Raw genomic sequence first — 26,049 nt, forward strand, 5'->3', positions numbered from 1 at the left:
TAACGCCACAATGAGGAAGCTGATATCCGCAGGGATTATTATGGTCAGCCTGTCGGGGTGTGCGGAACATCCTTATCTTTCGGCTGCAGCCGTAGGTGTAGGTGCTGCGGCGGTTGCCACGGCAATCGCCAACCACAAAAACCGTGAATCTAACCGCGATAAAGAGCATGAACGCCAGGAGCGCGAGCAAAGGGAGAATCAGCATGCATGGCGGCATAATCACCATCACCATGATGATGACGGCCACGACTCTCATCGTTGAGCCGTCCCAAAGAGCGCTGAGATCACAGCGCTCTGACATTCCGTGCGTTACAGTATGCCGCTTTAACGCTGGAGTCAGGTATGGCTTTAACCCTTACGGTATTGCTTGAAAACAGGCGCGCCCGCGGTGCTGAAAAAGCCCTACGGGCAAAACCTGGATTAAGTCTGTTAGTTCAGGATGAAACCACCACAATATTATTCGATACCGGGCCTGATGACAGCTTTAGGCACAATGCCGCACTGATGGGCGTAGACCTGTCTCAGTTAACTGCTGTCGTGCTCTCACATGGTCACTATGATCACTGTGGCGGCGTGCCGTGGCTTCCCGATAACAGCCGCGTCATCTGTCATCCACACATTGCCTGCGAACGTTACGCAGCATTCACGCTTGCAGGATATACCCGCAAAATCAAGAAATTATCACGCGAGAATGATTACTCTCGTCTGCAGATGGCGTACTCCCGTGAGCCTTTGCCCCTTAGCGAACGCTTTCTGTGGTCAGGAGAAATATCCGTATCCGCACCGCAGGCCTACGGTGTCATCAATGAGCATCCTCCCCAACAGGACTACGTCACTGACGAAGGGGTATTGATCTACAAGTCAGACCGCGGATTAGTCATCATTACCGGCTGCGGGCATCGGGGTATTGCCAATATCGTCGCTCACTGCCAGAAAATAACGGGCGTCAGCAAAATTCATGCTCTGGTCGGTGGCTTCCATTTACGCTGCGCATCACCCTATACGTTATGGCAAACCCGACGGTTTATTAAACAACAGCAGCCAGAAAAACTTCTCGGCTGCCACTGCACCGGCGCATGGGGACGTTTGTGGTTGCCAGGACAAGAAGCTCCCGCGACAGGAGATGTTATTGTGCTGGCCGAATAATAATCACCACTGTGGTTGTTGTATCTTCATCACATAACATTCATGAATATTAAAATGCGCGCACAACCTTGATCTGGTCACTTATTATACAGAAATAAAGTTCGCTACACTCAGGACAGAGGTAAACAAACAGGAGGTAGTGAATATGTATCGCTCTATTCTGGTGCCCATTGATATCTCTGAAGCCGATTTAACTCGCCATGTTATTCCGCAGGTTGAAGCGCATGCAAAAACCGCTAAGGTCCATTTTTTAGCGGTCATTCCTACCGTTCCGTTCTACGCATCACTCGGGCTCGCCTACTCCAACGAGTTCCCGGACAGAAGTGGTATACAGGCGAAAGCCGCCGAAAAGCTCGACGACATTGTTAAGCAATTCAATATCCCCGCCGGAAGAACTCAGACCCATGTGGTTTATGGTCCACCGAAAGATCAGATCCTTAAACTGGCAGATGCGGTGGACGCCGAATTGATCGTCATTGCATCCCATAAACCGGGTTTCAGCACCTATCTGTTGGGGTCAACCGCCGCAGCTGTAGTACGTCATGCTAAATGCCCCGTGCTTGTTGTGCGGTGATATTGGTTAGAAAAACAGGAAAACGGGAGCGAGCAGGCTCCCGTTTTCCTGATTAACCAGGTGTGGCTGAGAATGTGTTCGGTATCGCTTGATTCTGAATTCCCCGTCTATTGCACATATCAGCAGCGAGCCATCACAGGCTGAAGCGACGCATCCACAACAAGCAGTGCCCCCTCCCTGAAATGTGAACGCAATGCCCGCAGTTCCTCCACTAACACAACACGATGTCGCATGCTGCGACCGAGGCGATCCAGTCTCCAGACTACAAGTTCGCCGCCCCGCTGTAACTCGCTGATCAATTGTTTCAGAACAGGCCGGTCTGCATTCCTGCCGCTGGCCCGCTCGTCATAGATGTGTTCACATCCTGCAATACGTAATGCAATCAGTTGTAGTTCGGTGCTTTTCTGGCATACGAGAAGAAAATCTCTTAAACTTTTTACTCCCGCCAATATCAGGGTGATAGTATTTAGCAACCTGACGCAACAGACCATTTCTACAGCAATGAAAAGAGAATACAGTTTAGATCTGGCCCGTCTGGTGGCCGCTTATTGTGTGTTGTTTAGCCATTTTGTTCTGAGTGGTACATTTGATGAGACATCGCGAACCTGGACCGGAAGTACAGAAAGCCTCCCCCTGCTAAGTAAATCATCACAATCATTATGGATGCTTGATACCTTTATGCTGGGGAAATGGCAAACGGCAGTGGCCATCTGGGGAGTTGCATTATTCTTTCTGATTAGTGGCTGGGTTGTGCCGCCTATGCTATCCAGGTATTCGCGCCAGCAGTTTCTGATTAATCGCTTGTTCCGTATCTTCCCAATGCTGATTTTTGCCGTGATAATGGCTGCAACTATTCAGTACCTGTTTGGCGATCGCCACTCACTGAGTACGGTTAATGTTCTATCAACCATGACTCTGACCAGTCAGTTTTTCGGTTATCCGTTAACTCTCGCGGTTGTCTGGACGCTGCTTATTGAGTTCAAATTCTATTTACTGATCACACTACTTGGGCATCTTAACTGCAAGAAGATTCTGTCTGCCGCTTCTCTGATGTTGCTACTGCTGATCTTTCAAATAAACCTTGTCAGGCACGGTGTTTATTCCACCTCACCTCAAATGTTAAGTATCACCAACGCATTCGCTCATGATTTTTGCTTTATGATTTTCATGTTATGCGGTTCCGCTCTCTTTTTGATAGTTAATAATACAAAACCTAATTTCAAAACAGTTGGGACATTGTTTTTGATACTGTCTGCTTATAATATTTACCGCTACCTCTGTATCAATCAGCTTGGGATACAACTTCATCAGGACATTAACGTTGCCACACAAATCATTGCGGGTCTGTTTTTTGGGTTGTGTCTGCTTACCAATAAATGTTTTTCCGGTGAAAACGCCCTTACGCATGCTATATGCAAACTATCTAACGTGACCTATTCGCTATATCTGCTACATGTCCCTATTGGCTTTTTTTTATTGTCACGATTACGGCATTTTATCGATAACCAATATTTCTTGTTGATGGTCGTGACACTGAGTGTATCCCTGATAGCTGCTGTGACTTATCGGCTTATTGAGCTACCAGGGAATCGATTGGGGAAAACATTGCTAATACCCTGGATACCAAGAAAAATATAGTCTAACTTACGCCAACGGAGGAACCGGCCAGTTAATATCTGGCGCAGTGCTAGTATCAATCGCTGTCACTGCGTCGATGTAATCCAGCACAGCATTCAGCCGCAATTTCTCTGCATCAGTCAGCGTGTGCTGACCTGCAATTTTAGCTGTAGCAGGCTGACTAACTGAATCGCCACATCGATCAGCGATTGTTTTATAGCATCAGCAGCGGCAACGTCCGCATTACGCTGAGCAGCAACATCAGTGACCCACTCGCTGCCGTTCCACGCATCAAAGGGCGTTGACGGTGGGACAGTAGTTATATTATCGGCATGCTCGCTCAGTTCGGTAATTCCGGTAGGACACCCGGTTTCTGTGTCATAAACGATTTCTCTTCGGTGGTCTGCAATATATTCCCACTCATCATTGTTTGTCTGACGACACACGGCAAAACCTGTTTTTCCAGTAAGCGGGGCATTGGCACAGGAATTAACGTCAGGGTGTTATCGCCGGTTTGCTCTATATGCCGCTCAGCAAGCTCATTTTCACTGTTGCTCATCATACCGAAGGCCATCGCCGTCAGCAGATGGCTGGTCAGTTCCATCTGACAGACCATTTTGACCTGCGGGTAGAGCGCCGGTTTCCCGGCATGCGTCTGTCGGGGGAAAGCGATATCGTTCTCTGACGTGTCCAGTGTGCATCAGAACACGCGAAGCAAATTGACTCGATTTTTAGTGATGATGTCCCCAATATGTCCCATCTGGGAAATAAGGAACCTGCAGAAAATGGGTAAGCTACTGAAATAAAATGGTACGCCCTGTAGGATTCGAACCTACGACCTACGGCTTAGAAGGCCGTTGCTCTATCCAACTGAGCTAAGGGCGCATAGAGAAGTGATGACTTCATGCAGATGAAACGCGTGAATTATACGGTCAGCGCTTGCTGAGTCAATGCCTTTTGTTCCGGTTGCTGACGAAGTGTACGAATGTTGTTTTTTCTGGTCGTTCATGAGGTTCCAGGAAATCACCTGGTAACAACTCAGCCAGCATAATGCAGGATTTAAGGTTACAAGTATTTAGAAAATTAATGATTTTGCTTAACATTCCCCAACCACTTCCCTGCTGTTCAGGACCTCGTCAATGTTAAGTATCGCTATCAAGGAAGAAAATAGTCATTTCGAACATGGGCTGAAAATCATCATCTCCCGCCTGGCAAATCAGTGGCATCAGGACATCTGCTTTTTACCTACCGAAGATATCGATCGCGCAGACATCGCCTTTATTTCGCTGGATGACGATTGGCTCAGTGCAGGATGTTATCAGGTTCCCGTCCACACCAGACGCCAGCATCGGGTTATCATCTGCAACGGAGGCGATAAAGATAAGCTGATGTTTCGCCCCTGCCTGTATATGCTGCCGCTGATCTATCGGGAAGATAATGTGGAAGCGATAACCCAAAAATTGATCCTGATTCTGCAAAAACGTGCGCTCCGCCACAGTGTGCCTGCAACCATCTGCCATTACTGTACCACCCGCAACTTTTCGGTGGAGGAACGCCAGTTCTTAATGCTACTTGCCAGCGGTAACACGCTCGCTGAAACAGCACATCTTCTCTCCATCAGCGATATCCAGGCCAGAGCAACTCGCCGCCGTATTATGAAAAAGCTGGATGTGAAAAATGATCAGCAATTTTTAAGGTATATCAGGGCACACCTGAGTTTTCTGCAACAGTAGAGTGAGTCTTGCTGTCGGACATTTTATTGAGAAATGTCTCATCATCAATTAAGTATCGGCACCTACTGTACCTAACCGCATGCTGCCAGAATACCCTATGTATATTATTTCCGGGGAAACAAATAGACATACTCGGTAATATTTGCTCTGACGCCAGGGGGGATATCGTGGCACCGAGCCTGTTATTATGGAATGATAAATCTGAGTACTCTGTCTTTACCGCCAAAAACAGCGATGCAGAACCCCTGCAATTCGCACTTAAATTCGAGCCCATTGTCGATTTGTCTACCGCGTTGAGATACGGTTGTGAGGTCCTCACACATCTTCCCGCAAATATAAACAGTGAAAAATATTTTCACCAACTGTCGGTTCAGCATCGACAGCATCTGTTTTATCAGCAAATTGACAAAATTAAGTGCTACCAACCGGGGCTACGCTACTCATTGAATTTACCGATGCAAGCCTTTCTGAGTTGGCCGCTATTCCATTCCCTGATTACGCCCTCTCCGTCCAGCTTGATTATCGAAATACAAGATCCAAATACGTTTTATTCTTTAAGTACACCCCAGCGGGCGACCGTCTACGACGTAATTCAACATCTTGAAGACCATGGTATCCCAATATGGCTGGATGACGTCAATGAGGAACTGCTTGGCACATTCACCGCAGCCAACTGGCATTTGTCAGGGGTGAAGTTAGATAAAAATACGTTCTGGACACTCAGCCATGTGCCAGAAAAACTCCGCCAGGTTATTCAAATGGGGCGCGCAATCGCCAGCCTGGTAGTAGTTGAAGGAATTGAAACGCAACAACAGCAGGAAATTGCCCTGCGCGCTGGCGCAAATTTGGGTCAGGGATATTTGTGGCCAGCCATTTATCCAGAGCAGGCGCAATAGATACGGACAGGGAAAAAGGAAGGATGCGCAGTGTAAAACGCCGGGAACGGCATCGCCGTTTACGAAACGCCCACTGTACCTGGCAATATGATCACTGTGCACCGCAGGAATTTGACAGAATTGAGTATCTGGCTCAAAAACTTGATTACACATTACCGGGCGACACGATATCTCAAGCAATTATCACAACCGACAACTATCTCGGCTACACGCTAAATCGCTATTTATTTTCGGGTACACACACGGCCATCTTCCAGACGATTGAATCGGCCCTGCCACTGTTGAAAGAGTCTGAAGCTAGTCAGTTAGTGGTTGATATGGATGGTGCATCACGCTCATATTTCGATGTTCTGGAATATCTTCGCCGACTCATTAAAGAACAGGATAACATTCAAATTTTCATATTACTTCCTGGTCACCACGAAGCGCTCAGTCACTTTATTTCGATGGCTGGGCCATTCTATATCCTGCCGCGCCGTCAGGGCCTCCCGGAGATGCGCCATGCTTTATTATCGATGAAGCCGGATCATATTCATTCCGGACACATAAATCAGGCTGACTGGGAGATGATCTCATTACTGTCACAAGGTAAATCATTAAAGCAGATTGCTCTGCTGCAGGCTCAACCCTATCACCGCGTTATCTATCGCTTGAACCAACTGATCACGCAACTGGGGTTGCCACATCGCCAACGTTTTTTGCATCTGATACATCGCCTGAGCGTTACCTCTCCCCATTTAATTTAACACCCTAACCCTCTGTGATATAAGAATTTATAGGAAATTACTTATTTTCAACTGAGAAAACGAATGTGATTTTTACAAACATTTAATATTTACAACTATTCCTGGTATTATATGTCTCGCAGGTATCCTGCTTTAGCTGACAGAATCAGTACATTTCAACAAAAAAGAATTGCCTCGCCGCCTTAACAAAACCTAAACAATTAGCCCATTGTGTCGTTTTTACTATTTAAAAAATTTTTTCAATCTGCCATAATTCAAACAGCAGGAGATTAATATCAATAGTCATTACCATGCCCTGATCTTTCAGGATATCCTAACAGACATTATGAACTTACGTGCTGTAAGCCTTTTCCGAAAGTGCAGAGCAGGTATAATCCTCACTGTTTTCTGATTAATTGTAAGTTTTCCCTGGTGTGAAATGGATATTCCACAAACTCATTGTTCTGACGTAGAACAGCCGAATAAACAAGGATGACATAATATTTATTCGGTTCTTCTTCCAGAGCAATCCTTGGCTATTTGACAATATTATAACGCCTGATGTTTTATCAAAATCGCAAGATACACAAACAGTTTGAGGCATACAACAATGAAACCAGCATCCGTTATCATTATGGACGAACACCCTATTGTCAGAATGTCGATAGAAGTACTGCTCGAAAAGAATAGTAATATTCAGGTTGTTCTGGAGACCGATGACAGCCGTGCAGCAATAGATCATCTGCGGACCTATCCAGTCGATCTGGTCATTCTGGATATTGAACTACCTGGCTCCGATGGGTTTACATTACTCAAGAGAATAAAATCTCTGCAGGAAAAAACCCGGGTGCTGTTTCTATCCTCAAAGTCTGAATCATTTTATGCCGGACGGGCTATCCGTGCCGGTGCCAATGGTTTCGTCAGCAAACGAAAGGATCTCAATGATATCTATAACGCGGTAAAAATGATTTTATCAGGATATTCATTTTTTCCTTCAGATACGCTTAATTTTATTAATAATATTAATATACGCAAAGGTGTACTGAATGACATGCCGTTATCGAATCGCGAGGTTACAGTTTTACGCTATCTGGCGAATGGGTTATCTAATAAAGAAATTGCTGAGCAGCTTTTATTGAGTAATAAAACAATCAGTGCTCACAAAGCTAACATCTATTCCAAGCTCGGACTACATACCATTGTTGAGCTAATCGATTATGCAAAGATGCATGAATTAATGTAATCACACTCCCGGCGAGGCGTCGTTCGGGAGTGAATTATCAGCGCATGATATCAATTGTAGTTAATCATAAAGGTAGCATCTGCTTTCGCGATCCCCGGTTGAACGCCCTCTGCCAGCGCAATATAGTTGGCAAAAAAAGTCAGCATCGCATTGCCATTTTCATCAATGTTTACTGTCTGACTGGCTTGTTCAAGCGGTAATCGCGTACGGTCGCTATCGTGCAATTCAATCGCGACCTTTTGTGCCATCACGGCATCGTCCAGCGCCAATAACGTGGTACCCGCTGCCGGCGTGCCGGAAAAGGTTATCGAGGCCGACCCCGGCGGGCAGCCTTCAAGTTTCAACGTGAAGGGAACCGGTTGGGTCGTATCCCCGGTAGTCTTTAGCTGTTTTGTCGGCCAGGTGCCTAATTCAACTAACTTATTGTTGTCACTGGCAATAACCGCACAGGTGAAGTCCACGATATTACCGTGCAGTTCGATATTAATCTCACCCAGCGAGGTATCCGCCTGACATAGCGAACTGGCTGACACTGCGGATATCAATACGAAAAGTGCACGACGTCTCATTGTTCTCTGCTTATTCATAATCAACTCGCAGATAGCCACGGGCGGTGAAAGGCCCTTCCGCTGGTTTATTGCCCGTCACGCTAACTGGCCATGCTCTAATGCCAACCCGTGCGGCAGCGTTATCATCTAACTGAAAGGGAATGGTGCTGGACAGATTGTTGGGGGTCAGCGGTTTACCGCTGCTGTCAGCCACGATAAAACCTAAATCGGGGTTGTCCGATATCATCATTTGCCCGGACGCTTTTTCGGCCTCGACCCGCATGGTCAGATAAGCTTGTGCCGCAACGTTAGTGCACTTTATGGCGACCGTTTTCGTTTGCGTATTGATACCTTCGGGCCGGTTACCGGCCCCCGCCTTACTGAACAACGAGGCACCAATATCGCCAAAATCAAACTCCACGATTTGCCCGGCATTCACTTCGCAGTTTTGTGGAACTTCCACCTTGCCGCTGTAGCTTATGGTGTAAACCGGCGTACTCAGCGCATCTCCCGTGCTGGTAGTGACATAGACACTGAACATCGTCTGTCGCGGGATCGGCACCATGTTGATAAATGAGCGAATCACTTTTAATTTAAACACCAGCTTCGAATCCATCACGCCAAAAGGCTGCTGCTTGGAAACGTTTGGGTGATTCCCCATGCGGATGTAATTACGTGGAGGATAAAACAACCCGGCGTAGCTGTCGGTGATACTCATGGCCCCCAACAGGTAATCATTGAGTTTCAGATACTGAAAGTTATTTTCCGTACTTTGCACGGGGAGTTCTGTCACATAACTTCGGTAGGTGTAATTCACCGTCGTCCCTGCCGGGCAGGTTGCATTCACCCCAACCCAGCCTGACTTTTCAGGCAATGTCACTACCTGGCCCGGTTGGTTATTGCTGCTGTTAAAAACATTCGACAGATCGTAATAAACATCCGTTGGCGTTCCGTTCGAGTTATGGCAGACCTTCGCCCATGATGTATTAGCTATAAGCAGTAAAGCGCTTCCCAGTAGCAAACCGGTTTGTCGTTTCATCATATTATCCCTGTCGTGCCGACGGTCGTTGGCACGTCACGTTGGTGAGCGTTACGGCCTGTTTCAGGCTCTCCTCAGGCAAGGTGTAGTGCGCTTCGCAGCGTGCGTTTGCGCCTTCACCCCATTGGATCAGCAAGTTGCCTTTGAGCGGCAGACCACTCAGATAAATTTGTCCATCTTCACCGACCACGCTGGTGACGCCGCTCGTGGTTTCGCGTACCACCGACCCAAATGGCACCGGTTTTCCATCCCGGTTAACCGTGATAAGCGCCCGCACGCCAATGCGTGTATCAAACGCCGCACGTACCAGTGCCCCCTGCGTTGGCACAACGCTGCTAACGTTATTTTCCACATCGGTGTTGTTATTCATTGAATTGGTATCCAGCGCGACGCGGTTGTAGCGATAAACGGTGGCATACGGCATGACCGCGTAGCCACGCCAGTCGGTCTGCACGCCGGTCTGGTTTTCTATCCGCACTCCCTGGGCCCCTGGTGCTTTTATCAGTACGTTGGTATCACCCAGTGGTTGGCTGAGCGTAATGCCGTCCGCATGTCCGATGACGCCACCGGAGAGTTGCCAGTTATAGTCATGCTGGTCACGGTCATAGTTGTAACCCACGCCCAGCGTGCCATAGGCCGCCTGCCAGTTCGCGTTGGCGCTCCCGCTGTACCCGTTGGCGCTGCTGTGCCCCTGATTAACGCTGTAGCTCAGATTGCGCCCATCTAACAGCGTGCCGCCAATACCGCTTTGCCAGCTGTTTTGTCCATTGCTGTTACGGTTCGCATTAAACGTGGCGTAGGTGCGATCGAGTGCGTTATCACGCGAGTAGCGCCGCCCGGTCAGCAGACTGAACGGTACGGACACATTGAAGGCCAGGATACGGTCGGTATCGGAGATCCCGACCGATTCATTCCATGACCAGGAGAGTGAATAGCTAATCCCCTGCCAGCCGCTGGCATACCCCAACTGATACCAGGTATTGGTATCTGAGGTGTTCCAGTACGTTTGTTGGCTACCCGAGACATACAATGAACCGTAATCGCCAAGGTTCTGCGAAATGTTGATCTGAAAACGGCCCTTTTTGCTGTAACTCAGATTGTGGTAGCTCTTCACCTGTGGAACATCGTGGCGATTCCCTTCGCTGTCATATTCGTACTCGTAACCTTCCATACTGCGATACGCCACATCATCGAGGGTATAAAACCCGCGCGTCGAATAGCGGTACCCCAACAGCTGGAAGTTGGTACCGACGTTGTTCAGTGATTTTGCATACAGGAAACGCAGCGATTGTCCCTGATGCGTACTGTCATCCGCCAGTTGGCTACGGGCATGCGTTAAATCGACAGAGACGGCTCCCCAGTCCCCCAGATTACGGCCGGTGCCTAACACCAGCGCGGTGTAGCGTGACGCTAACTGCGTACCGCCATACGCGGTGTAACCTTCTGGTAGCCCGGCGATTAACGTTCCCTGGAAAAAGAATGGCGAAGACTGTTGGCTATTCCCGCTACGAAAATCCCCGGCGACAACGTCATATTTGAAACGCCCTTCACGCTGCAGCAGAGGTACCGTGGAATACGGCACCGTATAGCGCTGTTGGCTGCCGTCCTTCTCATCAACCGTTACGTCCAGGTCACCACTCGACGAGGTGGGGTTGAGATCGGTTATTGAAAAAGCGCCTGGCGAAACATAGCTTTGATAAATCACGTAGCCATTCTGGCGAATCGTCAGTTTCGCTGCGGTACGCGCAATCCCACGGACGGTTGGCGCGTAGCCCTGTAAGCTGTCGGGATACATGCTGTCGGACGAATAGAGACGCGCACCACGAAAACCGATGCTGTCAAAAACGTCGTTGCCAGTATTACTGTCGCCCATCACCAGCTCACCCTTCAGCGGAATAATCGCGCGCTGAAGCCATGTGCCAATATTTTTCCAGCTTTGCGAATGGTAGCCTTCACCTTTCGAGTAGTTCCATGCGCCGTTATTTCTCAGCCGCCATGGGCCATAGTTCAGACCGCTTAACATGCTTAAGAAATAGCTGTCGGTATCGCTGCCGCGACTGCCGGTAAAGCTGTAGTTAATCAGCGCCGCCGGAATACCCTCATCCCACTCCTCTGGTGGAATATAACCACGCGCGCTGTTCAACATTGAGGCTTGCGGCAGGCTGACATTTAAGCGCAGCGTAGAAAAATCGAAGGCAATTTCGCTACCAGGAATCGCCTCTGGCAAATTAATACAGCTATTGTTCGTATCCTGACTGAGTGCCGGAAACGCAGTGATATTGACGCCAAGGCGTTTAACCCAGTCGAGATCAAAGCACGGCATCAGCCCGCCGGATTTTTCTCCGGCTGTCCCCGCGCTGGTGGCGAAACGAATATCCTGGGTGGCCACAAACTCATCATTGCGCCAAATATCCACACGATAAACGCCTGCAGGCTGGTGATTGCCTTTTTCAAAACGAGACAAATCCGCCACGGTAGCGGTATCCGCAGATAAAAATGCCGGATTGAAATAGCTTTCACCGTGGCTAAAAGAGGGAAAGAGCGCGGCCAGCGTGGACAACGCCACCCCCGCCAGCGGTGGCGTAACCCCCGGTAACAGGCCAGGAAAATACGTTGTCTTCTTCATCGTTTTCTCAACGCACGCTAACCGTTTTAGCGGTGGTGACTGCGCCATAATCGTTCACCGTCTGAAACGTAACGTTTCCCTGAACGCCCGTCGGCAACAGGACCTGCGTGTCATTTTTCGGCGCAACCATGACGTTATCAATCTTCGTATTTCCGACATTGAGATTGACCAGCGTGACGTAATACGCCGACGGGTTGGTGATTTTCAGGTGGTTGCCGGTCCGGGAAAACTGCAGCATGCCTGGCGCATCTTCCGCGATTTGTGGCAGATTATTCGGGCGGACAAAGAGTTTGATGCGCGACAAAATCGCCAGTTGCAGAACGTTTTTCCCCTCAAGGCTGTTTTTATTGACCGACGGAATAGCCTTCACATTCATCCAGAACAGCGATTCACGGTCTTTGGGCAACGGCTCGCCCGCGTAGATGATACGCAGCGTGTTTTCGCTTTTAGGTTCACTGACAAACAGCGGCGGTGTGACCACAAACGATTTATCTTTGACGCCTGCGCTGTTCTCTATCCATGAATTAATCAGGAAACGTTCTTTGGTATCACTATTACTAATGGCGAGGGACGTTTGCTTGGCCTCGGCAGGATAAATAACGCGAGTTGCACCTAATGCAATTCCTCCAGAGGCCTGCGCACTGGTGGCAGAAAATAAGGCCAGTAAAATGATAAAGCCTGATTTTAGATAATTAAACATAGCTACAAATACCTTTGGCGTGATTATCGTCAGGAAATAAATCAGGGATACACCAACGTAAACCACACATCTGAACGAAGCGTTCCCGGCGTTATATATTCCGAGACAGCCCGATAGCGCGCAGTGAAATGAAACGTCATCTCTTGCGTTAAAATCGGGGCATAATGAAGCGGCAGCGCATTCGGAATTATTTGTCGTTGTCGCTCATCAAATAACGCCAAACCAATACCTGAAGCCGCAGACGCATCACCGCTGGCAAGAAAGACCTGTGGATCTTCGGCAGGCGTAACACCCGCGAAGGCAATCCCCACGTGGTCATAAACATCAGCACTGCACGACGTCAGGCGCAGCGAAAACGGTACGCTGGTAGAGGCAAAGCTTCCCGTCCCGGAGAACGCGTTAGTGCGGTACTGCCCCATTTGCACCCTTAAACTCTGGCTGTCCGTGGCAACCGTACAGGCTCCATTAACCAACTGCCCACGTAAATGAAGACGGCCACTTTCCAGTATCACGGTGTGTGCAAACGCCGGCATTACGCAGACCATTCCCGCCAGCGCTACGCCTTTCCCTATCATCTGCCACATCCTTCATCATCCCCGGATAGTGCCTCATCCCATGAGGCGGTAGTCATCCCTGCGAGAATCAAACGGCTTATTCGTACTTCATGATGAAGGTCGCATCCGCGTTTGCCTGACCCGGCGTAGCGCTGGTTGCTGTGGCTTTATAACGCGCGGAGAAACGCAGGGTGTTGGTACCTTCCACCAGCGCCTGAGCGGTTGAGAAGGTCGCGCCATCTGGCTTCAGTGCGGTGGAGGTGTTGTCCAGGATCTCGATCCCTACGCCGCCCGCTGTGGTGCTGTTATCTGAGGAGGAGAGAGCCAACAGGCTGTTGTTGGTGAGGTCCGTCTGGCCCGAGAAAGCAACAGCAGCAGTCGCAGCAACTTTCGGGTCACAGTCGTTCAGCACGATGGAGAACGGAATTTGCGCCGTGGTGTCACCGACGGCGGTGAAACTGGCGGTACGATATTGGCCTAATGTAACAACCTGGTCGGCTGACTGGGTACTCACTGCACAGGCTGCATTGACCAGTTCACCTTCAAAGTGAACCGTACCGCCGCTCACGCTTACCGGATCTGCCGCCACCGCTGCGCCCGCCATTAACATCATGCTGGCAAAAACAGAAGAGGTCATTAATTTACGTTTCATGGATTTCCCTTGAATTACACACATCCGGCTCCAGCGTCCTGCGGGATCCGTTTGAATCATTATCGACATTAAATGTCAGGCAAATTATCTCTGCATCCTGTAAAGATATATATCGAGAGAGAATTAGCGAAACGTGTACCCCCACTCTCCTGAGAATTTGATTCACTAATTAATCTTCACGAATATGACAATTCGTCACAGGGATAAATTAAACATTTCAATTAATGAAAAATACCTGTAATTCCTTTTAATGACCCTGGCTTATTCTTATTGGACTCTAAGAAAATTCCGGGTGAAAATGAGGCAAAAACGACCATAACAAGACCTAACAGTCTGGTTTTTGAGATATTACCCATGAAAATACCAGGGTGATGAGTTGTTTCATTTAGGTTAAGTTTCATTAGCATGCTTATGAATCACGCGCCAACGTCCAACACCTGTTGCCGCCCTCACGGGCTACGCGGAACACACCACCGCACGTAAAAACGCAAACGAAAACTGACAGCGCGCCCCGCTTCTGACAAAATAGTCACATCCCCTTCGACTTAACGTAACAGACGGAATCCTCTCTCTGATGGCAGCAAAGATTATTGACGGTAAAACGATTGCGCAGCAGGTGCGCTCTGAGGTTGCTCAAAAAGTTCAGGCGCGTTTAGCGGCTGGATTACGCGCCCCAGGACTGGCTGTTGTGCTGGTAGGTAGCAACCCGGCTTCGCAGATTTACGTGGCAAGTAAACGCAAAGCCTGCGACGAAGTGGGGTTTGTCTCCCGCTCCTATGACCTGCCTGAAACCACCAGCGAGGCGGAGCTTCTTGAGCTGATCGATACGCTCAATGCAGATGCCACCATCGATGGTATCCTGGTACAACTGCCGTTGCCGGCGGGCATCGACAACGTCAAAGTTCTGGAGCGTATTGCGCCGGACAAAGACGTCGACGGTTTCCATCCGTATAACGTCGGCCGTCTGTGCCAACGCGCACCGCGCCTGCGTCCATGTACTCCACGCGGTATCGTGACCCTGCTTGAACGCTACAACATCGACACTTATGGCCTGAACGCCGTGGTGATTGGCGCTTCCAATATTGTCGGTCGCCCGATGAGCATGGAGTTGCTGCTGGCGGGTTGCACCACCACGGTCACCCACCGATTCACAAAGGACCTGCGTCGCCACGTCGAGCACGCCGACTTGCTGATTGTTGCCGTTGGCAAACCGGGTTTTATTCCGGGTGAGTGGATCAAAGAAGGTGCAATTGTGATTGATGTCGGCATCAACCGTCTGGAGAATGGTAAGGTTGTTGGTGATGTGGTCTTTGAAGATGCTGCCGCACGTGCGTCGTATATTACGCCGGTGCCGGGTGGCGTAGGCCCGATGACGGTCGCCACACTTATCGAAAACACGCTGCAGGCGTGTGTTGAATATCATGATGTAAAGGACGTTTAAGATGGCCACATTTTCACTGGGTAAACACCCTCACGTTGAACTCTGCGATTTGCTGAAGCTGGAAGGCTGGAGCGAAAGCGGCGCCCAGGCAAAAATTGCTATTGGCGAAGGGTTAGTGAAGGTCGACGGTGTTGTTGAAACGCGCAAGCGCTGCAAAATCGTTGCCGGACAGACCGTCAGCTTTGAAGGACACAGCATTAACGTCATCGCGTGATCCCAGATGCCGGATGACGGTTTGCACCTTATCCGGCCACGTCCCCCATTTTCAGATAATGACTTCATCCCCACTTCACCGTGGCCTGTTAGCATGCTGTTTTTGCACACGAAGCGATCATCATGCCAACTATTGTTACCCACGCTGCCGTTCCACTCTGTTTAGGGTTAGGTCTCGGACTTAAAGTCATCCCTGCGCGATTACTGTTTACCGGCATCGCTCTGGCGATGCTGCCAGACGCTGACGTCTTATCATTTAAGCTCGGCGTTGCTTACGGTAACGTCTTCGGCCATCGCGGATTTACCCACTCGTTGCTGTTCGCCTTTGTCGTGCCGCTACTTTGCGTATTGATTGGCCGACGATGGTTTAAGGCTGGACTAATACGCTGCTGGTTATTTTTGACGGTGTCGTTGCTGTCGCACAGCCTGCTGGATTCGGTAACCACCGGAGGGAAAGGCGTTGGCTGGCTGTGGCCGTGGTCAGATGAACGCTTCTTTGCACCGTGGCAGGTGATTAAGGTCGCGCCGTTTGCGCTGTCGCGCTATGCCACGCCGTACGGGCACCAGGTGATACTTTCGGAATTGATGTGGGTATGGCTACCGGGAGTTATGATGATGGGTGTGCTGTGGTGGTATCGGAAACACTAATGTGCCGGATGCGACGCCAGGTGTCTGATCCGGCCTACAAAATCATGCTTGTAGGCCGGACTATCCGGCAATCGAGAGAGTTACTTACGGCGCCAGGTGGTGCCCTGCGGACCATCTTCCAGCACGATGCCCATCTCGTTCAGACGATCGCGTGCCGCATCCGCCGCTGCCCAGTCTTTCGCCTTACGTGCATCCAGACGCTGTTGAATCAGCGCTTCAATCTCCGCAACTTCACCGTCATCCGCCTGCGCACCGCTTTGCAGGAACGCTTCTGGTTCCTGTTCCAGCAGTCCCAGTACGCTGGACAGCTTACGCAGATGCGCAGCCATGCCGTTCGCCGCAGCCATATCTTCACCCTTCAGACGGTTAACCTCACGCGCCATGTCAAACAGCACGGAGTAGGCTTCTGGCGTATTAAAGTCATCGTTCATCGCTTCAATGAAACGCGCTTCAAAGGCTTCGCCACCCGCAGGGGCAACGAACTTGTCAGTGCCGCGCAGCGCGGTATACAAGCGCTCCAGCGCTGAGCGAGCCTGCTTCAGGTTCTCTTCGCTGTAGTTCAGTTGGCTACGATAATGGCCAGACATCAGGAAGTAGCGAATGGTTTCGGCGTCATAATATTTCAGCACGTCGCGAACGGTGAAGAAGTTGCCCAGTGATTTGGACATTTTCTCACGGTCAACCATCACCATCCCGGAGTGCATCCAGTAATTGACGTATTCACCGTCATGCGCACAGGTGGACTGCGCGATTTCGTTTTCATGGTGCGGGAACATCAGGTCAGAGCCGCCGCCGTGAATATCGAAATGGTTACCCAGTTGCTTGCAGTTCATCGCAGAACATTCAATGTGCCAGCCCGGACGGCCTGCGCCCCACGGAGATGGCCAGCTCGGTTCACCCTCTTTGGACATCTTCCACAGCACGAAGTCCATCGGGTTACGCTTCACATCAACCACATCAACACGCGCACCCGCCTGCAGCTGATCCAGGTCCTGACGTGACAACTGACCGTAATTCGGGTCGGTCGGTACGTCGAACATGACATCGCCGTTATCGGCAACGTAAGCGTGGCCTTTGGCAATCAGCTGTTCGGTGATTTCAATAATCTCAGGGATATGATGTGTAGCACGCGGTTCAAGATCCGGACGCAGAATATTCAGCGCATCGAAATCGTTATGCATTTCCGCAATCATGCGATCAACCAGCGCCACAAAGCTCTCGCCATTTTCATTAGCGCGCTTAATGATTTTGTCGTCGATATCGGTAATGTTGCGCACGTACTTCAGCTTGTAGCCGAGGAAGCGCAGATAACGGGCAACAACGTCGAAAGAAACAAAGGTACGCCCGTGTCCAATATGACAGAGATCGTAAACGGTGATGCCACACACGTACATGCCGACTTCCCCGGCATGAATGGGTTTGAATTCCTCTTTTTGGCGCGTCAGTGTATTAAAGATTTTTAACATCGAAGATTCCGTGTAGACGTGTGTGGATAACAAAGCCCTATAATACCTATAAATTGGCCCCGAAGCAGCACACTTTGCAAGGTGATCGAACCTTGCGGTTATGCTATAACAAGCCCCTATCATGTGACCCTGACCAGGGTCGAAGCACCACTCTATCGGAACAGGATGCAAAAATGGTTACTTTCCACACTAATCACGGCGATATCGTAATCAAAACGTTTGATGATAAAGCGCCTGAAACAGTTAAAAACTTCCTGGACTACTGCCGCGAAGGTTTTTACAACAACACCATTTTCCACCGTGTTATTAACGGTTTCATGATCCAGGGCGGCGGTTTTGAGCCGGGCATGAAGCAAAAAGCCACGAAAGAGGCGATCAAAAACGAAGCCAACAACGGTCTGAAAAACACCCGTGGAACGCTGGCAATGGCGCGTACTCAGGCTCCGCACTCAGCAACCGCACAGTTCTTCATCAACGTTGCTGACAACGACTTCCTGAACTTCTCCGGCGAAAGCATGCAGGGCTGGGGTTACTGTGTATTCGCTGAAGTTGTCGAAGGTATGGATGTCGTTGATAAAATCAAAGGCGTTTCCACCGGTCGCAGCGGTATGCATCAGGACGTACCAAAAGAAGACGTTATCATCGAAAACGTCACCGTCAGCGAGTAATCGTGACGACACTGTTTATTGCAGATCTCCATCTCTGCACGGAAGAACCGGCGATCACCGCCGGTTTTCTGCGTTTTTTAGCCGGCGATGCACGCAAGGCCGATGCGCTGTACATTCTTGGCGATCTGTTTGAAGCCTGGATAGGCGATGACGATCCCAATCCCCTACATCGTGAAATGGCCGCAGCGATAAAAGCGCTGACGGATTCCGGTGTTCCCTGCTTTTTCATTCATGGCAACCGTGATTTTCTGATCGGCAAGCGTTTTGCCCGTGAGAGCGGCATGACCCTGTTACCTCAGGAAAAAGTGCTCAACCTGTATGGCCGCAACGTACTGATCATGCATGGCGACACCTTATGTACCGATGACGCAGGCTATCAGGCGTTTCGCGCGAAGGTTCATCAGCCCTGGCTACAAAAACTGTTTCTCTCCCTGCCGTTATTCATTCGCCAACGTATTGCCGCGAAAATGCGCGCCAACAGCAAAGCGGCCAATAGCAGCAAGTCGCTGGAGATCATGGATGTGAATCCACAGGCCGTCATTGCCGAAATGGAGAAACATCAGGTCCAGTGGTTAATTCACGGTCATACCCATCGCCCGGCAGTCCACGAAGTCACGGCCAATGCGCAACCCGCTTTCCGCGTGGTGTTAGGTGCCTGGCACACCGAAGGTTCGATGATTAAAGTCACACCTGACGACGTTGAACTGATCGCATTTCCGTTTTAACTCCCTGTCAAAATGCTTGTTATACAGGCTACGCAATCGTTTTCCTTGGCGGTGAATTATGCTATTCTCTGTGGCCTCAAAAGTCGAGTGTAGTGCACCACAGGAGTTTTTAGACGCATGTCTTCCTGCAATAATCCGGCGCGTGTCGCCATCGTGATGGGGTCCAAAAGCGACTGGGCTACTATGCAGTTCGCCGCCGAAATCTTCGAAATGCTGGACGTTCCACACCATGTTGAAGTCGTCTCAGCCCACCGTACCCCTGACAAACTGTTCAGCTTCGCCGAAAGTGCTGAAGAAAACGGTTATCAGGTCATTATTGCGGGTGCTGGCGGTGCAGCGCATCTGCCGGGCATGATTGCAGCGAAAACGCTGGTCCCCGTGTTAGGCGTTCCGGTACAAAGCGCAGCATTGAGCGGTGTAGATAGCCTCTATTCGATCGTGCAGATGCCACGCGGCATCCCTGTGGGTACGCTGGCGATTGGCAAAGCGGGTGCGGCCAATGCAGCCCTGCTGGCAGCACAAATTCTGGCAACACACGACAAAGCATTACACCAGCGTCTGAACGACTGGCGCAAAGCACAAACCGATGAGGTACTGGAGAACCCGGACCCGCGAGGTGCGGCATGAAGCAGGTCTGCGTACTCGGTAACGGTCAGTTAGGGCGCATGCTGCGTCAGGCCGGCGAGCCGCTGGGCATTGCGGTCTGGCCAGTCGGGCTGGATGCCGAACCCGCCGCCGTTCCCTTTCAGCAAAGCGTCATTACCGCTGAGATCGAGCGCTGGCCGGAAACCGCGTTAACCCGCGAGCTGGCGCGCCATCCGGCGTTCGTGAATCGTGATGTCTTCCCGATTATTGCCGACCGCCTGACGCAAAAGCAGCTTTTTGACAAACTCGGCCTCGCAACCGCGCCGTGGCAACTGCTGGCAGAGAAAAGCGAATGGTCTGCAGTATTCGACAAACTCGGCGAGCTGGCGATTGTGAAACGTCGCGTTGGCGGCTATGACGGTCGCGGTCAGTGGCGTTTGCGCGCGAATGAAACGGAACAATTGCCGGATGATTGCTATGGCGAATGCATCGTTGAGCGGGGCATTAACTTCTCGGGCGAAGTGTCGCTGGTAGGCGCTCGCGCACACGACGGCAGCACGGTTTTCTATCCGCTAACCCACAACCTGCATCAGGACGGCATTCTGCGTACCAGCGTGGTCTTCCCGCAGGCTAACGCCAGACAGCAGGAACAGGCCGAAGCGATGCTTTCCGCCATCATGCAGGCGCTGGGTTATGTCGGCGTGATGGCGATGGAATGTTTCATTACCCCGGAAGGTCTGCTGATTAACGAACTGGCGCCTCGCGTGCACAACAGCGGGCACTGGACACAAAACGGCGCCAGCATCAGCCAGTTCGAGTTGCACCTGCGCGCCATTACCAACCTGCCGTTACCGACGCCGGTGGTGAACACTCCTTCGGTGATGGTAAACCTGATTGGTAGCGACCTGAACTACGACTGGCTGAAACTGCCGCTGGTCCATCTGCACTGGTACGACAAAGAAGTGCGCGAAGGGCGTAAAGTCGGCCACCTGAACCTGAGCGACAGCGATACTGCACGTCTAAATGCCACGCTGGAAGCGTTAATTCCCCTACTACCGCCGGAATATGCCAGCGGAATTATCTGGGCGCAATCACAGCTGAAATAAGCCATTAATGCCGGGGAGTTGATTTTATCCTTCCCCGGCCCCTCTTCAGGCGCGTAAAATCCCCTCCATTGCTGTTTTGTATTTTCAGGACTGAACATGAACGATGGAACGGACTATCGCGCGATTCTGCTCGCCGGTACGCCTTTAATCGATGTACGCGCCCCCGTCGAATTTCAACAGGGTGCGATGCCGGGTGCGATCAACCTCCCCCTAATGAACGATGACGAACGCGCCGCGGTCGGGACCTGCTATAAACGTCAGGGACCGGAGGCGGCGCTCGCATTGGGCCACCAACTGGTCTCGGGTGAAACCCGCCAGCAGCGAATGAACGCCTGGCTGGACGCCTGTCGCCAGCATCCAGAGGGATACTTATGCTGTGCCCGCGGCGGCCAGCGCTCGCACATCGTGCAACACTGGTTGCAGGAGGCTGGTATCAACTATCCGCTGATAAAAGGCGGTTATAAGGCGCTGCGCCAGGCGACGATACAGCTGACGGAAACGCTGGTGCAAAAACCTATCGTCCTGATTGGCGGCTGTACTGGAAGCGGTAAAACGCTGTTGGTACAACAGCAGCCAAACGGCGTGGATCTCGAAGGTCTGGCACATCATCGCGGTTCCTCTTTTGGCCGCACCGTCGAACCGCAACTGAGCCAGGCGAGCTTCGAAAACCTGCTGGCGGTCGAAATGCTGAAAACCGACAGCCGCCAGGATCTGCGTTTGTGGGTACTGGAAGATGAAGGCCGCATGATTGGTGCCAATCATCTGCCCGAATGTTTGCGTGATCGCATGACTCAGGCAAACATTGCGGTGGTGGAAGATCCCTTTGAGTTACGCCTGGAGCGACTGCGCGAAGAGTATTTCGTGAAGATGCACCACGATTTTACCCACGCTTATGGCGAGAGCCAGGGCTGGCAGGAGTACAGCGAGTATCTGCACCATGGCCTGTTTGCTATCCGCCGTCGTCTGGGTTTACAACGCTTTGCCGAGCTGACCGCCCTGCTCGACGTGGCCCTGCGCGAACAGCAGACGACGGGCAGTACCGACGCTCATATGGGCTGGCTGGTGCCGTTACTCAACGAATATTACGATCCGATGTATCGCTATCAGCTGGAAAAGAAAGCCGCGAAAATCGTTTTTCGCGGCACATGGCAGGATGTTGCCGACTGGCTTAACGCACAGTGATCAGTGTCTGTCGCGCTTATCCGCGCGTTTTGCCAGCCAGTCACCCAACACCTGAACGACCTGCACCAAAATAATCAGCGCCACCACGGTGACGATCATGACCTGGGTTTCGTAGCGGTAATAACCAAAGCGAATGGCCAGGTCGCCTACCCCGCCACCGCCAACGATCCCGGCCATCGCCGAGTAACCGATTAAACTCACCAGCGTTATCGTCAACCCACGCAGCAGACCTGCGCTGGCTTCCGGTAACAGCACGGTGCAGATAATACGCATCGGGCTGGCGCCAAACGCTTCTGCGGCTTCGATAATGCCTTTATCAACCTCACGTAACGCGCTGTCCACCAGTCGGGCATAAAACGCAATCGCCGCAACCGAAAGCGGAACAGACGCCGCAATCGGTCCGATGGTGTTCCCGAGCAGAAACTGGGTTAACGGTAGCAACAGCACCAGCAGGATCACAAACGGTACCGAACGGATAATGTTCACCAGCACGGAACTGAGCAGATACACAAAACGGTTCTGCCAGAATAAATGCCGGTCGGTGACGAAAATAAGAAAGCCGAGCGGCAGGCCGCCAACGATCGCCAGCACGGTTGAGATACTCAGCATCTGGAAGGTTTCATTAAACGCCAGCGTCAAATCCGGCAATAAATCATCCACGAATCACCTCCACCTGTGCGGTACGTTGACGAATATGTTCCACAGCGGCATCGACCGCCGAAGGGTTATGCGGCGCGGTCAGTTGCACCACCAAAATACCCAGCGCACGCTCACCGATATACTCAATTTTGCCGTGCAGAATATTTACCGCCACGCCAAACTTTACCGCCACTTCAGACAGCACCGGCTGTTCCGCTGAGTCGCCGATAAATAAAATTTTCAGCAGTTGTCCTGGCAGATGCTGGCGCAGTCGCTCGGGCAGCGTCAAATTGAGGGTATGCGACACCAGTTGCTGCGTGAACGCGTGCTGCGGGTGAGCAAAGACATCAAACACCTCACCGGACTCCACCACCTTGCCACCGGACATCACCGCCACACGATCGCAAATTGATTTGATCACATTCATCTCGTGAGTGATCAGCACGATCGTGATCCCCAGTTGTTGGTTGATCTGTTTGAGCAGAGCCAGAATGGTGGCCGATGTTTCCAGATCTAACGCGGAAGTGGGTTCATCGCAAAGCAGTACATCCGGGTGGTTGGCAATGGCGCGGGCAATACCCACGCGCTGTTTTTGTCCGCCGCTGAGCTGTACCGGAAAACGGTTTGCTTTATCCGCTAACCCGACCAGCGCCAGAATCTCCGCCACGCGTGGCGCGATTTTGCTGCGCTCCCATCCGGCAGCCTTCAGGCTGAAAGCGACGTTTTGCGCCACCGTGCGGGTATGCATCAAATTAAAATGCTGAAAAATCATCCCAATACGCTGACGGGCCTTACGTAAGTGCGTTCCTTCCAGCGCTGAAATTTCAACACCGTTCACCTTCACGCTTCCCTGGCTTGGGCGCGTTAAGGCGTTCAGGGTACGCAGCAGCGTACTTTTCCCCGCCCCACTGGTTCCCACAATGCCAAATATCTCACCTGCGCCGATGCGCAGGCTGACCTCATCAACCGCCCGGGTTGACGGTCCGCGGCCTGCGCTGAAATCCACGCAAACCTTATCTATCTCAATCATACCGACCTCAGAAATGCGAAAAGGGCAGTCGTTGCTGCCCTGTTAAACCTTAAGCGCAGCGATTATTGGGCTGCCGTCATCCATTCCGGCTTCTGGAAGGCGCTATAGATATTGTTCGGATCGTCTATCACCGCACGATAAGCCGGAGATTTCACCGCTTCAACAATGTCTTTGGCGAACGGTTTATCTGCATCTTCACTGCGTACCGCAATGATATTTTTCAGGTTTTCATCCAGGTGCTCTTGCTTGATCGCACTGGCGAGATCCAGTTTTGCCGCAACCGCAAAGTTACCGTTAACCAGTGCCCCGGTCACACCATCCAGCGTACGCGGCAACTGCGCAGCTTCCAGCGGTTTAAACACCAGTCCTTTCGCGTTACTGGCGATATCACGTTCAGAAGCTTTAGTGGGATCAATATTGTCTTTGATGGTGATAAGGTCGATAGATTGCAGGAAGCGCAGACCACGGGCCAGGTTCGTCGGATCGTTAGAAAGCGTGATGACATCACCTTTCTTCAGTTCATCCAGGCTCTTGATTTTATGCGAGTAAAAACCCATTCCCGCCGTTGGAACAACGATGAGCTTACTCAATTTCAACCCTTTGTCGGCGGTGAATTTGTCAAAATAAAGCGAGTGCTGAAACAGGTTTGCGTCAATGCTGCCGTTGGAGAGCGCCATGTTTGGCTGCACGTAGTCACTAAATTCGCGCACCACTACCTTATAGCCTTTCTCTTTCAGCGTAGGGGCAATGGCTTGTTTCACCATATCGCCATACGGACCCGGTGCGACGCCAAATACGATGGTGTGCGGATCACTGTTTGCATGAGCAAACTGTAATCCACAGGCCAGTAACAGCGCCCCGGTCGCGACGCGTAAACTCTGACGCAATCCCATATTCTCTCCATTTTAACGTTGTGGTGTCATGTCTCACGCCGTTCTTGCGGCGTTGTTCTTGTTGGCCCGTTAACAGGCTGATTGTTAACATGACACAGATCACAACCTGCTGTCCTTGAAATTATTTCATGATGTTGCGGAGTATGTTTTTAAATGAAAGAAGGCATAAAAAAGCCGGATGTCGGCACACGTGCCTAATCCGGCCTACAACAGCGCTCCCGGGCCCGATAAACGCAAGCGTATCGGGCGGCAGGGGTTCGATTAGAAGTCGTAACGCAGACGAACCAGGTTCATATCACCCAGGTTGTCGGTGCTGGAGGTAAAGACGTGTTCATAATCAACACGGAAACCGTAATCCAGCTGGAAGCTGATACCCAGACCGTTGTCGGTACGCAGGTAGTTACGACCATTCACGTATTCAATACGATCGCCCATGAAGTAAGGCTGGACGGATTTCAGCGCATACTGACCCACCGGGAAGGTATAACCCGCGAAGTATTCCAGACCCCAGGCATCACCGGCAAAGTAGTCGTTAACAGATACTTTTTTGGTGGTCATGAAGTTCTGATACCAGCCGCCGCCCAGTGAGAAGGTCCAGTTGTCCGGTTTCCAGCTCAGCGCAGTACCGACGATGTTTTGATCGTAGGTTTTGCTGGTGTTACCACGCATCTCCGCGCGGGTGTAGTTCCACGCCGTACCCCAGGTCAGGTCATCCGTAATATGATAATCCACACCCAGTGAACCGCCGCCTTTACGTTTGTAACGCAGGCCGTTATTCGGGTTATAGTCATCGCTGAACAGATAAGAAGCGTAGAGATCAACATCTCCCACGGTGTTTTTATACTTCAGTGACTTACGTGTACGATATGAACCGTCATAGTCGCCGTTGATCCCGTTACCTGGTGCCTGACCGATCATGTCGTAGTCCCAGATATCCGTTTTCGCGCCAACCACATCATAGTAAATGCTGTTCTGTTGACCGAAGGTCAGCGTACCCCAGGTCGCGCTCTTCAGACCGGTGTACAGCATACGGCGCGTGGTATCGTTGGCGCCGTCAGCATAGTGATTATCCCAGTTGAACATCGCCGGGAAGTTAACGCCCAGCTCGTAGTAACTCACCCAACTGATGTCATCAAACAGATAGTAATCAGCAGCGAAACGGAAACGAGTACCGCCGTCGAAACCATTACGTTTGTAACCATTCTTACCATCATCGCCAGCCATATTCTGGAACTGCGGACGAATACTCCCGCCGACGGTGAAGTTAAGACGGCTCAGCGGATTGCCCGCCTGCGGATCTTGTTTCAGGACCGTGATTTCCGCCTGAGAAGCGAAAGTCGTTAATGCCACTGCTGCGCCGATCGATACTGCCAGCGCTGTTTTTTTTATAGTCATTATTT

29 protein-coding genes, 1 tRNA gene and 3 pseudogenes are annotated in these 26,049 nt (G+C 51.0%); 16 read left to right on the top strand and 17 right to left on the bottom strand.

Features of this window, described 5'->3' with window-relative positions; all coding sequences use genetic code 11:
* The first annotated feature begins 10 nt into the window (after positions 1 to 10).
* The 3 genes from FDX19_RS23245 (at position 11) to uspF (ending at position 1,720) form a co-directional block, all read left to right on the top strand.
* Entirely contained in the window at positions 11 to 262 is a 252-nt protein-coding gene (locus FDX19_RS23245) for a hypothetical protein (RefSeq protein WP_121585468.1), read from the top strand.
* Positions 263 to 342: 80 nt separating this feature from the next.
* On the top strand, positions 343 to 1,146 hold the full coding sequence (locus FDX19_RS23250; protein WP_121584337.1) for an MBL fold metallo-hydrolase: 804 nt from the start codon (positions 343 to 345) through the stop codon (positions 1,144 to 1,146).
* A gap of 145 nt (positions 1,147 to 1,291) precedes the next feature.
* A complete protein-coding gene (uspF, locus tag FDX19_RS23255) occupies positions 1,292 to 1,720 on the top strand; it encodes a universal stress protein UspF (protein ID WP_048212371.1) in 429 nt (142 codons plus the stop codon).
* Positions 1,721 to 1,759: 39 nt separating this feature from the next.
* Here the strand turns inward: uspF and FDX19_RS25570 are convergent.
* Both FDX19_RS25570 and FDX19_RS23260 read right to left on the bottom strand, forming a co-directional pair.
* Positions 1,760 to 1,923, bottom strand: a pseudogene (locus FDX19_RS25570) (LexA family transcriptional regulator); the annotation flags it as partial.
* Positions 1,918 to 2,169 (bottom strand): annotated as a pseudogene (locus FDX19_RS23260) (recombinase family protein); the annotation flags it as partial. The pseudogenes FDX19_RS25570 and FDX19_RS23260, both read right to left, overlap by 6 nt.
* Between FDX19_RS23260 and FDX19_RS23265 the strand changes: the two are divergent.
* Positions 2,117 to 3,358, top strand: a complete 1,242-nt coding sequence (locus FDX19_RS23265; RefSeq protein WP_249357595.1) for an acyltransferase — start codon at positions 2,117 to 2,119, stop codon at positions 3,356 to 3,358. The pseudogene FDX19_RS23260 and the gene FDX19_RS23265 overlap by 53 nt on opposite strands.
* Positions 3,359 to 3,364: 6 nt before the next feature.
* Here the strand turns inward: FDX19_RS23265 and FDX19_RS25725 are convergent, their stop codons facing one another.
* The 4 genes and pseudogenes from FDX19_RS25725 to FDX19_RS23280 form a co-directional block, all read right to left on the bottom strand.
* Complete coding sequence (locus FDX19_RS25725; protein WP_269156194.1) at positions 3,365 to 3,448, bottom strand: tail fiber assembly protein; 84 nt, start codon at positions 3,446 to 3,448, stop codon at positions 3,365 to 3,367.
* 29 nt (positions 3,449 to 3,477) lie between these two features.
* A complete protein-coding gene (locus FDX19_RS23270; RefSeq protein ID WP_256376110.1) occupies positions 3,478 to 3,783 on the bottom strand; it encodes a tail fiber assembly protein in 306 nt (101 codons plus the stop codon).
* A 41-nt stretch (positions 3,784 to 3,824) separates the two neighbouring features.
* A pseudogene (locus FDX19_RS23275) lies at positions 3,825 to 4,046 on the bottom strand (IS4 family transposase); the annotation flags it as partial.
* Between the two features lie 99 nt (positions 4,047 to 4,145).
* A tRNA-Arg gene (locus FDX19_RS23280) sits at positions 4,146 to 4,222 on the bottom strand.
* Between the two features lie 254 nt (positions 4,223 to 4,476).
* Between FDX19_RS23280 and fimW the strand changes: the two genes are divergently transcribed.
* The 4 genes from fimW (at position 4,477) to fimZ (ending at position 7,934) form a co-directional block, all read left to right on the top strand.
* Entirely contained in the window at positions 4,477 to 5,070 is a 594-nt protein-coding gene (gene fimW, locus FDX19_RS23285) for a fimbria biosynthesis transcriptional regulator FimW (RefSeq protein WP_137384572.1), read from the top strand.
* Between the two features lie 167 nt (positions 5,071 to 5,237).
* Positions 5,238 to 5,966 carry an EAL domain-containing protein gene (locus FDX19_RS23290; RefSeq protein WP_137384573.1) on the top strand — a complete coding sequence of 243 codons (729 nt, stop codon included), beginning with the start codon at positions 5,238 to 5,240 and terminating at the stop codon, positions 5,964 to 5,966.
* 23 nt (positions 5,967 to 5,989) lie between these two features.
* The gene (locus FDX19_RS23295; protein WP_137384700.1) at positions 5,990 to 6,712 is read left to right on the top strand and encodes a fimbriae Y protein; all 723 of its coding nucleotides are present in this window, start codon (positions 5,990 to 5,992) and stop codon (positions 6,710 to 6,712) included.
* A gap of 589 nt (positions 6,713 to 7,301) precedes the next feature.
* Positions 7,302 to 7,934 carry a fimbria biosynthesis transcriptional regulator FimZ gene (fimZ, locus tag FDX19_RS23300; protein ID WP_005122050.1) on the top strand — a complete coding sequence of 211 codons (633 nt, stop codon included), beginning with the start codon at positions 7,302 to 7,304 and terminating at the stop codon, positions 7,932 to 7,934.
* 50 nt (positions 7,935 to 7,984) lie between these two features.
* Here fimZ and sfmF read toward each other — a convergent pair whose 3' ends face one another.
* The 6 genes from sfmF to fimA form a co-directional block, all read right to left on the bottom strand.
* Positions 7,985 to 8,503, bottom strand: coding sequence for a fimbria assembly protein (gene sfmF / locus FDX19_RS23305; RefSeq protein WP_137384574.1), 519 nt, complete (start codon positions 8,501 to 8,503; stop codon positions 7,985 to 7,987).
* Positions 8,504 to 8,513: 10 nt separating this feature from the next.
* Entirely contained in the window at positions 8,514 to 9,521 is a 1,008-nt protein-coding gene (fimH, locus tag FDX19_RS23310; RefSeq protein WP_137384701.1) for a type 1 fimbria D-mannose specific adhesin FimH, read from the bottom strand.
* Positions 9,522 to 9,525: 4 nt separating this feature from the next.
* Positions 9,526 to 12,147, bottom strand: coding sequence for a fimbrial biogenesis usher protein (locus FDX19_RS23315; RefSeq protein ID WP_137384575.1), 2,622 nt, complete (start codon positions 12,145 to 12,147; stop codon positions 9,526 to 9,528).
* A 7-nt stretch (positions 12,148 to 12,154) separates the two neighbouring features.
* Positions 12,155 to 12,847 carry a type 1 fimbria chaperone FimC gene (fimC, locus tag FDX19_RS23320; protein WP_137384576.1) on the bottom strand — a complete coding sequence of 231 codons (693 nt, stop codon included), beginning with the start codon at positions 12,845 to 12,847 and terminating at the stop codon, positions 12,155 to 12,157.
* A gap of 41 nt (positions 12,848 to 12,888) precedes the next feature.
* The gene (fimI, locus tag FDX19_RS23325; protein ID WP_137384702.1) at positions 12,889 to 13,422 is read right to left on the bottom strand and encodes a type 1 fimbrial protein subunit FimI; all 534 of its coding nucleotides are present in this window, start codon (positions 13,420 to 13,422) and stop codon (positions 12,889 to 12,891) included.
* 76 nt (positions 13,423 to 13,498) lie between these two features.
* Complete coding sequence (fimA, locus tag FDX19_RS23330; RefSeq protein ID WP_005122056.1) at positions 13,499 to 14,053, bottom strand: type 1 fimbrial major subunit FimA; 555 nt, start codon at positions 14,051 to 14,053, stop codon at positions 13,499 to 13,501.
* Between the two features lie 574 nt (positions 14,054 to 14,627).
* Here fimA and folD point away from each other — a divergent pair.
* From folD to FDX19_RS23345, 3 genes are all read left to right on the top strand, one after another.
* Positions 14,628 to 15,494, top strand: a complete 867-nt coding sequence (gene folD / locus FDX19_RS23335) for a bifunctional methylenetetrahydrofolate dehydrogenase/methenyltetrahydrofolate cyclohydrolase FolD (RefSeq protein ID WP_137384577.1) — start codon at positions 14,628 to 14,630, stop codon at positions 15,492 to 15,494.
* 1 nt (position 15,495) lies between these two features.
* Complete coding sequence (ybcJ, locus tag FDX19_RS23340; RefSeq protein WP_137384578.1) at positions 15,496 to 15,708, top strand: ribosome-associated protein YbcJ; 213 nt, start codon at positions 15,496 to 15,498, stop codon at positions 15,706 to 15,708.
* 122 nt (positions 15,709 to 15,830) lie between these two features.
* Positions 15,831 to 16,355 (top strand): metal-dependent hydrolase, encoded by a 525-nt coding sequence (locus tag FDX19_RS23345; RefSeq protein ID WP_137384579.1) that lies wholly within the window; start codon positions 15,831 to 15,833, stop codon positions 16,353 to 16,355.
* A gap of 80 nt (positions 16,356 to 16,435) precedes the next feature.
* Here FDX19_RS23345 and cysS read toward each other — a convergent pair whose 3' ends face one another.
* Positions 16,436 to 17,821 carry a cysteine--tRNA ligase gene (gene cysS / locus FDX19_RS23350; RefSeq protein ID WP_137384580.1) on the bottom strand — a complete coding sequence of 462 codons (1,386 nt, stop codon included), beginning with the start codon at positions 17,819 to 17,821 and terminating at the stop codon, positions 16,436 to 16,438.
* A gap of 173 nt (positions 17,822 to 17,994) precedes the next feature.
* On the opposite strand from cysS, the gene ppiB reads away from it, so the two are divergent.
* The 5 genes from ppiB (at position 17,995) to mnmH (ending at position 22,087) form a co-directional block, all read left to right on the top strand.
* The gene (gene ppiB, locus FDX19_RS23355; protein ID WP_003021875.1) at positions 17,995 to 18,489 is read left to right on the top strand and encodes a peptidylprolyl isomerase B; all 495 of its coding nucleotides are present in this window, start codon (positions 17,995 to 17,997) and stop codon (positions 18,487 to 18,489) included.
* A 2-nt stretch (positions 18,490 to 18,491) separates the two neighbouring features.
* The gene (lpxH, locus tag FDX19_RS23360) at positions 18,492 to 19,214 is read left to right on the top strand and encodes a UDP-2,3-diacylglucosamine diphosphatase (protein ID WP_137384581.1); all 723 of its coding nucleotides are present in this window, start codon (positions 18,492 to 18,494) and stop codon (positions 19,212 to 19,214) included.
* Between the two features lie 117 nt (positions 19,215 to 19,331).
* Complete coding sequence (gene purE / locus FDX19_RS23365) at positions 19,332 to 19,841, top strand: 5-(carboxyamino)imidazole ribonucleotide mutase (protein ID WP_121584332.1); 510 nt, start codon at positions 19,332 to 19,334, stop codon at positions 19,839 to 19,841.
* Entirely contained in the window at positions 19,838 to 20,905 is a 1,068-nt protein-coding gene (gene purK / locus FDX19_RS23370) for a 5-(carboxyamino)imidazole ribonucleotide synthase (protein ID WP_137384582.1), read from the top strand. The genes purE and purK overlap by 4 nt, the downstream gene beginning before the upstream one ends.
* 96 nt (positions 20,906 to 21,001) lie before the next feature.
* Complete coding sequence (gene mnmH, locus FDX19_RS23375) at positions 21,002 to 22,087, top strand: tRNA 2-selenouridine(34) synthase MnmH (RefSeq protein WP_137384583.1); 1,086 nt, start codon at positions 21,002 to 21,004, stop codon at positions 22,085 to 22,087.
* Here the strand turns inward: mnmH and FDX19_RS23380 are convergent, their stop codons facing one another.
* The 4 genes from FDX19_RS23380 to FDX19_RS23395 form a co-directional block, all read right to left on the bottom strand.
* Complete coding sequence (locus tag FDX19_RS23380) at positions 22,088 to 22,747, bottom strand: methionine ABC transporter permease (RefSeq protein ID WP_005125237.1); 660 nt, start codon at positions 22,745 to 22,747, stop codon at positions 22,088 to 22,090. It abuts the gene before it with no gap.
* On the bottom strand, positions 22,740 to 23,756 hold the full coding sequence (gene sfbB / locus FDX19_RS23385; RefSeq protein ID WP_137384584.1) for a virulence-associated ABC transporter ATP-binding protein SfbB: 1,017 nt from the start codon (positions 23,754 to 23,756) through the stop codon (positions 22,740 to 22,742). Before sfbB ends, FDX19_RS23380 begins: the two co-directional genes overlap by 8 nt.
* Positions 23,757 to 23,818: 62 nt before the next feature.
* Positions 23,819 to 24,649, bottom strand: coding sequence for a MetQ/NlpA family ABC transporter substrate-binding protein (locus tag FDX19_RS23390; protein WP_137384585.1), 831 nt, complete (start codon positions 24,647 to 24,649; stop codon positions 23,819 to 23,821).
* Between the two features lie 261 nt (positions 24,650 to 24,910).
* Positions 24,911 to 26,044 carry a porin gene (locus FDX19_RS23395; RefSeq protein ID WP_137384586.1) on the bottom strand — a complete coding sequence of 378 codons (1,134 nt, stop codon included), beginning with the start codon at positions 26,042 to 26,044 and terminating at the stop codon, positions 24,911 to 24,913.
* Between the last annotated feature and the right edge of the window lie 5 nt (positions 26,045 to 26,049).

It is taken from the genome of Citrobacter sp. wls619, assembly GCF_005281345.1.
Classification (GTDB): Bacteria; Pseudomonadota; Gammaproteobacteria; order Enterobacterales; family Enterobacteriaceae; genus Citrobacter.

Excerpts from the sequence above, each read along its gene's own strand:
- FDX19_RS23245 (WP_121585468.1), top strand. The coding sequence starts at position 11 with ATGAGGAAGCTGATATCCGCAGGGATTATTATGGTCAGCCTGTCGGGG.
- FDX19_RS23250 (WP_121584337.1), top strand. The coding sequence starts at position 343 with ATGGCTTTAACCCTTACGGTATTGCTTGAAAACAGGCGCGCCCGCGGT.
- uspF (WP_048212371.1), top strand. The coding sequence starts at position 1,292 with ATGTATCGCTCTATTCTGGTGCCCATTGATATCTCTGAAGCCGATTTA.
- fimW (WP_137384572.1), top strand. The coding sequence starts at position 4,477 with ATGTTAAGTATCGCTATCAAGGAAGAAAATAGTCATTTCGAACATGGG.
- FDX19_RS23295 (WP_137384700.1), top strand. The coding sequence starts at position 5,990 with ATGCGCAGTGTAAAACGCCGGGAACGGCATCGCCGTTTACGAAACGCC.
- fimZ (WP_005122050.1), top strand. The coding sequence starts at position 7,302 with ATGAAACCAGCATCCGTTATCATTATGGACGAACACCCTATTGTCAGA.
- sfmF (WP_137384574.1), bottom strand. The coding sequence starts at position 8,503 with ATGAGACGTCGTGCACTTTTCGTATTGATATCCGCAGTGTCAGCCAGT.
- fimH (WP_137384701.1), bottom strand. The coding sequence starts at position 9,521 with ATGAAACGACAAACCGGTTTGCTACTGGGAAGCGCTTTACTGCTTATA.
- FDX19_RS23315 (WP_137384575.1), bottom strand. The coding sequence starts at position 12,147 with ATGAAGAAGACAACGTATTTTCCTGGCCTGTTACCGGGGGTTACGCCA.
- fimC (WP_137384576.1), bottom strand. The coding sequence starts at position 12,847 with ATGTTTAATTATCTAAAATCAGGCTTTATCATTTTACTGGCCTTATTT.
- fimI (WP_137384702.1), bottom strand. The coding sequence starts at position 13,422 with ATGATAGGGAAAGGCGTAGCGCTGGCGGGAATGGTCTGCGTAATGCCG.
- fimA (WP_005122056.1), bottom strand. The coding sequence starts at position 14,053 with ATGAAACGTAAATTAATGACCTCTTCTGTTTTTGCCAGCATGATGTTA.
- folD (WP_137384577.1), top strand. The coding sequence starts at position 14,628 with ATGGCAGCAAAGATTATTGACGGTAAAACGATTGCGCAGCAGGTGCGC.
- ybcJ (WP_137384578.1), top strand. The coding sequence starts at position 15,496 with ATGGCCACATTTTCACTGGGTAAACACCCTCACGTTGAACTCTGCGAT.
- FDX19_RS23345 (WP_137384579.1), top strand. The coding sequence starts at position 15,831 with ATGCCAACTATTGTTACCCACGCTGCCGTTCCACTCTGTTTAGGGTTA.
- cysS (WP_137384580.1), bottom strand. The coding sequence starts at position 17,821 with ATGTTAAAAATCTTTAATACACTGACGCGCCAAAAAGAGGAATTCAAA.
- ppiB (WP_003021875.1), top strand. The coding sequence starts at position 17,995 with ATGGTTACTTTCCACACTAATCACGGCGATATCGTAATCAAAACGTTT.
- purE (WP_121584332.1), top strand. The coding sequence starts at position 19,332 with ATGTCTTCCTGCAATAATCCGGCGCGTGTCGCCATCGTGATGGGGTCC.
- purK (WP_137384582.1), top strand. The coding sequence starts at position 19,838 with ATGAAGCAGGTCTGCGTACTCGGTAACGGTCAGTTAGGGCGCATGCTG.
- mnmH (WP_137384583.1), top strand. The coding sequence starts at position 21,002 with ATGAACGATGGAACGGACTATCGCGCGATTCTGCTCGCCGGTACGCCT.
- sfbB (WP_137384584.1), bottom strand. The coding sequence starts at position 23,756 with ATGATTGAGATAGATAAGGTTTGCGTGGATTTCAGCGCAGGCCGCGGA.
- FDX19_RS23390 (WP_137384585.1), bottom strand. The coding sequence starts at position 24,649 with ATGGGATTGCGTCAGAGTTTACGCGTCGCGACCGGGGCGCTGTTACTG.
- FDX19_RS23395 (WP_137384586.1), bottom strand. The coding sequence starts at position 26,044 with ATGACTATAAAAAAAACAGCGCTGGCAGTATCGATCGGCGCAGCAGTG.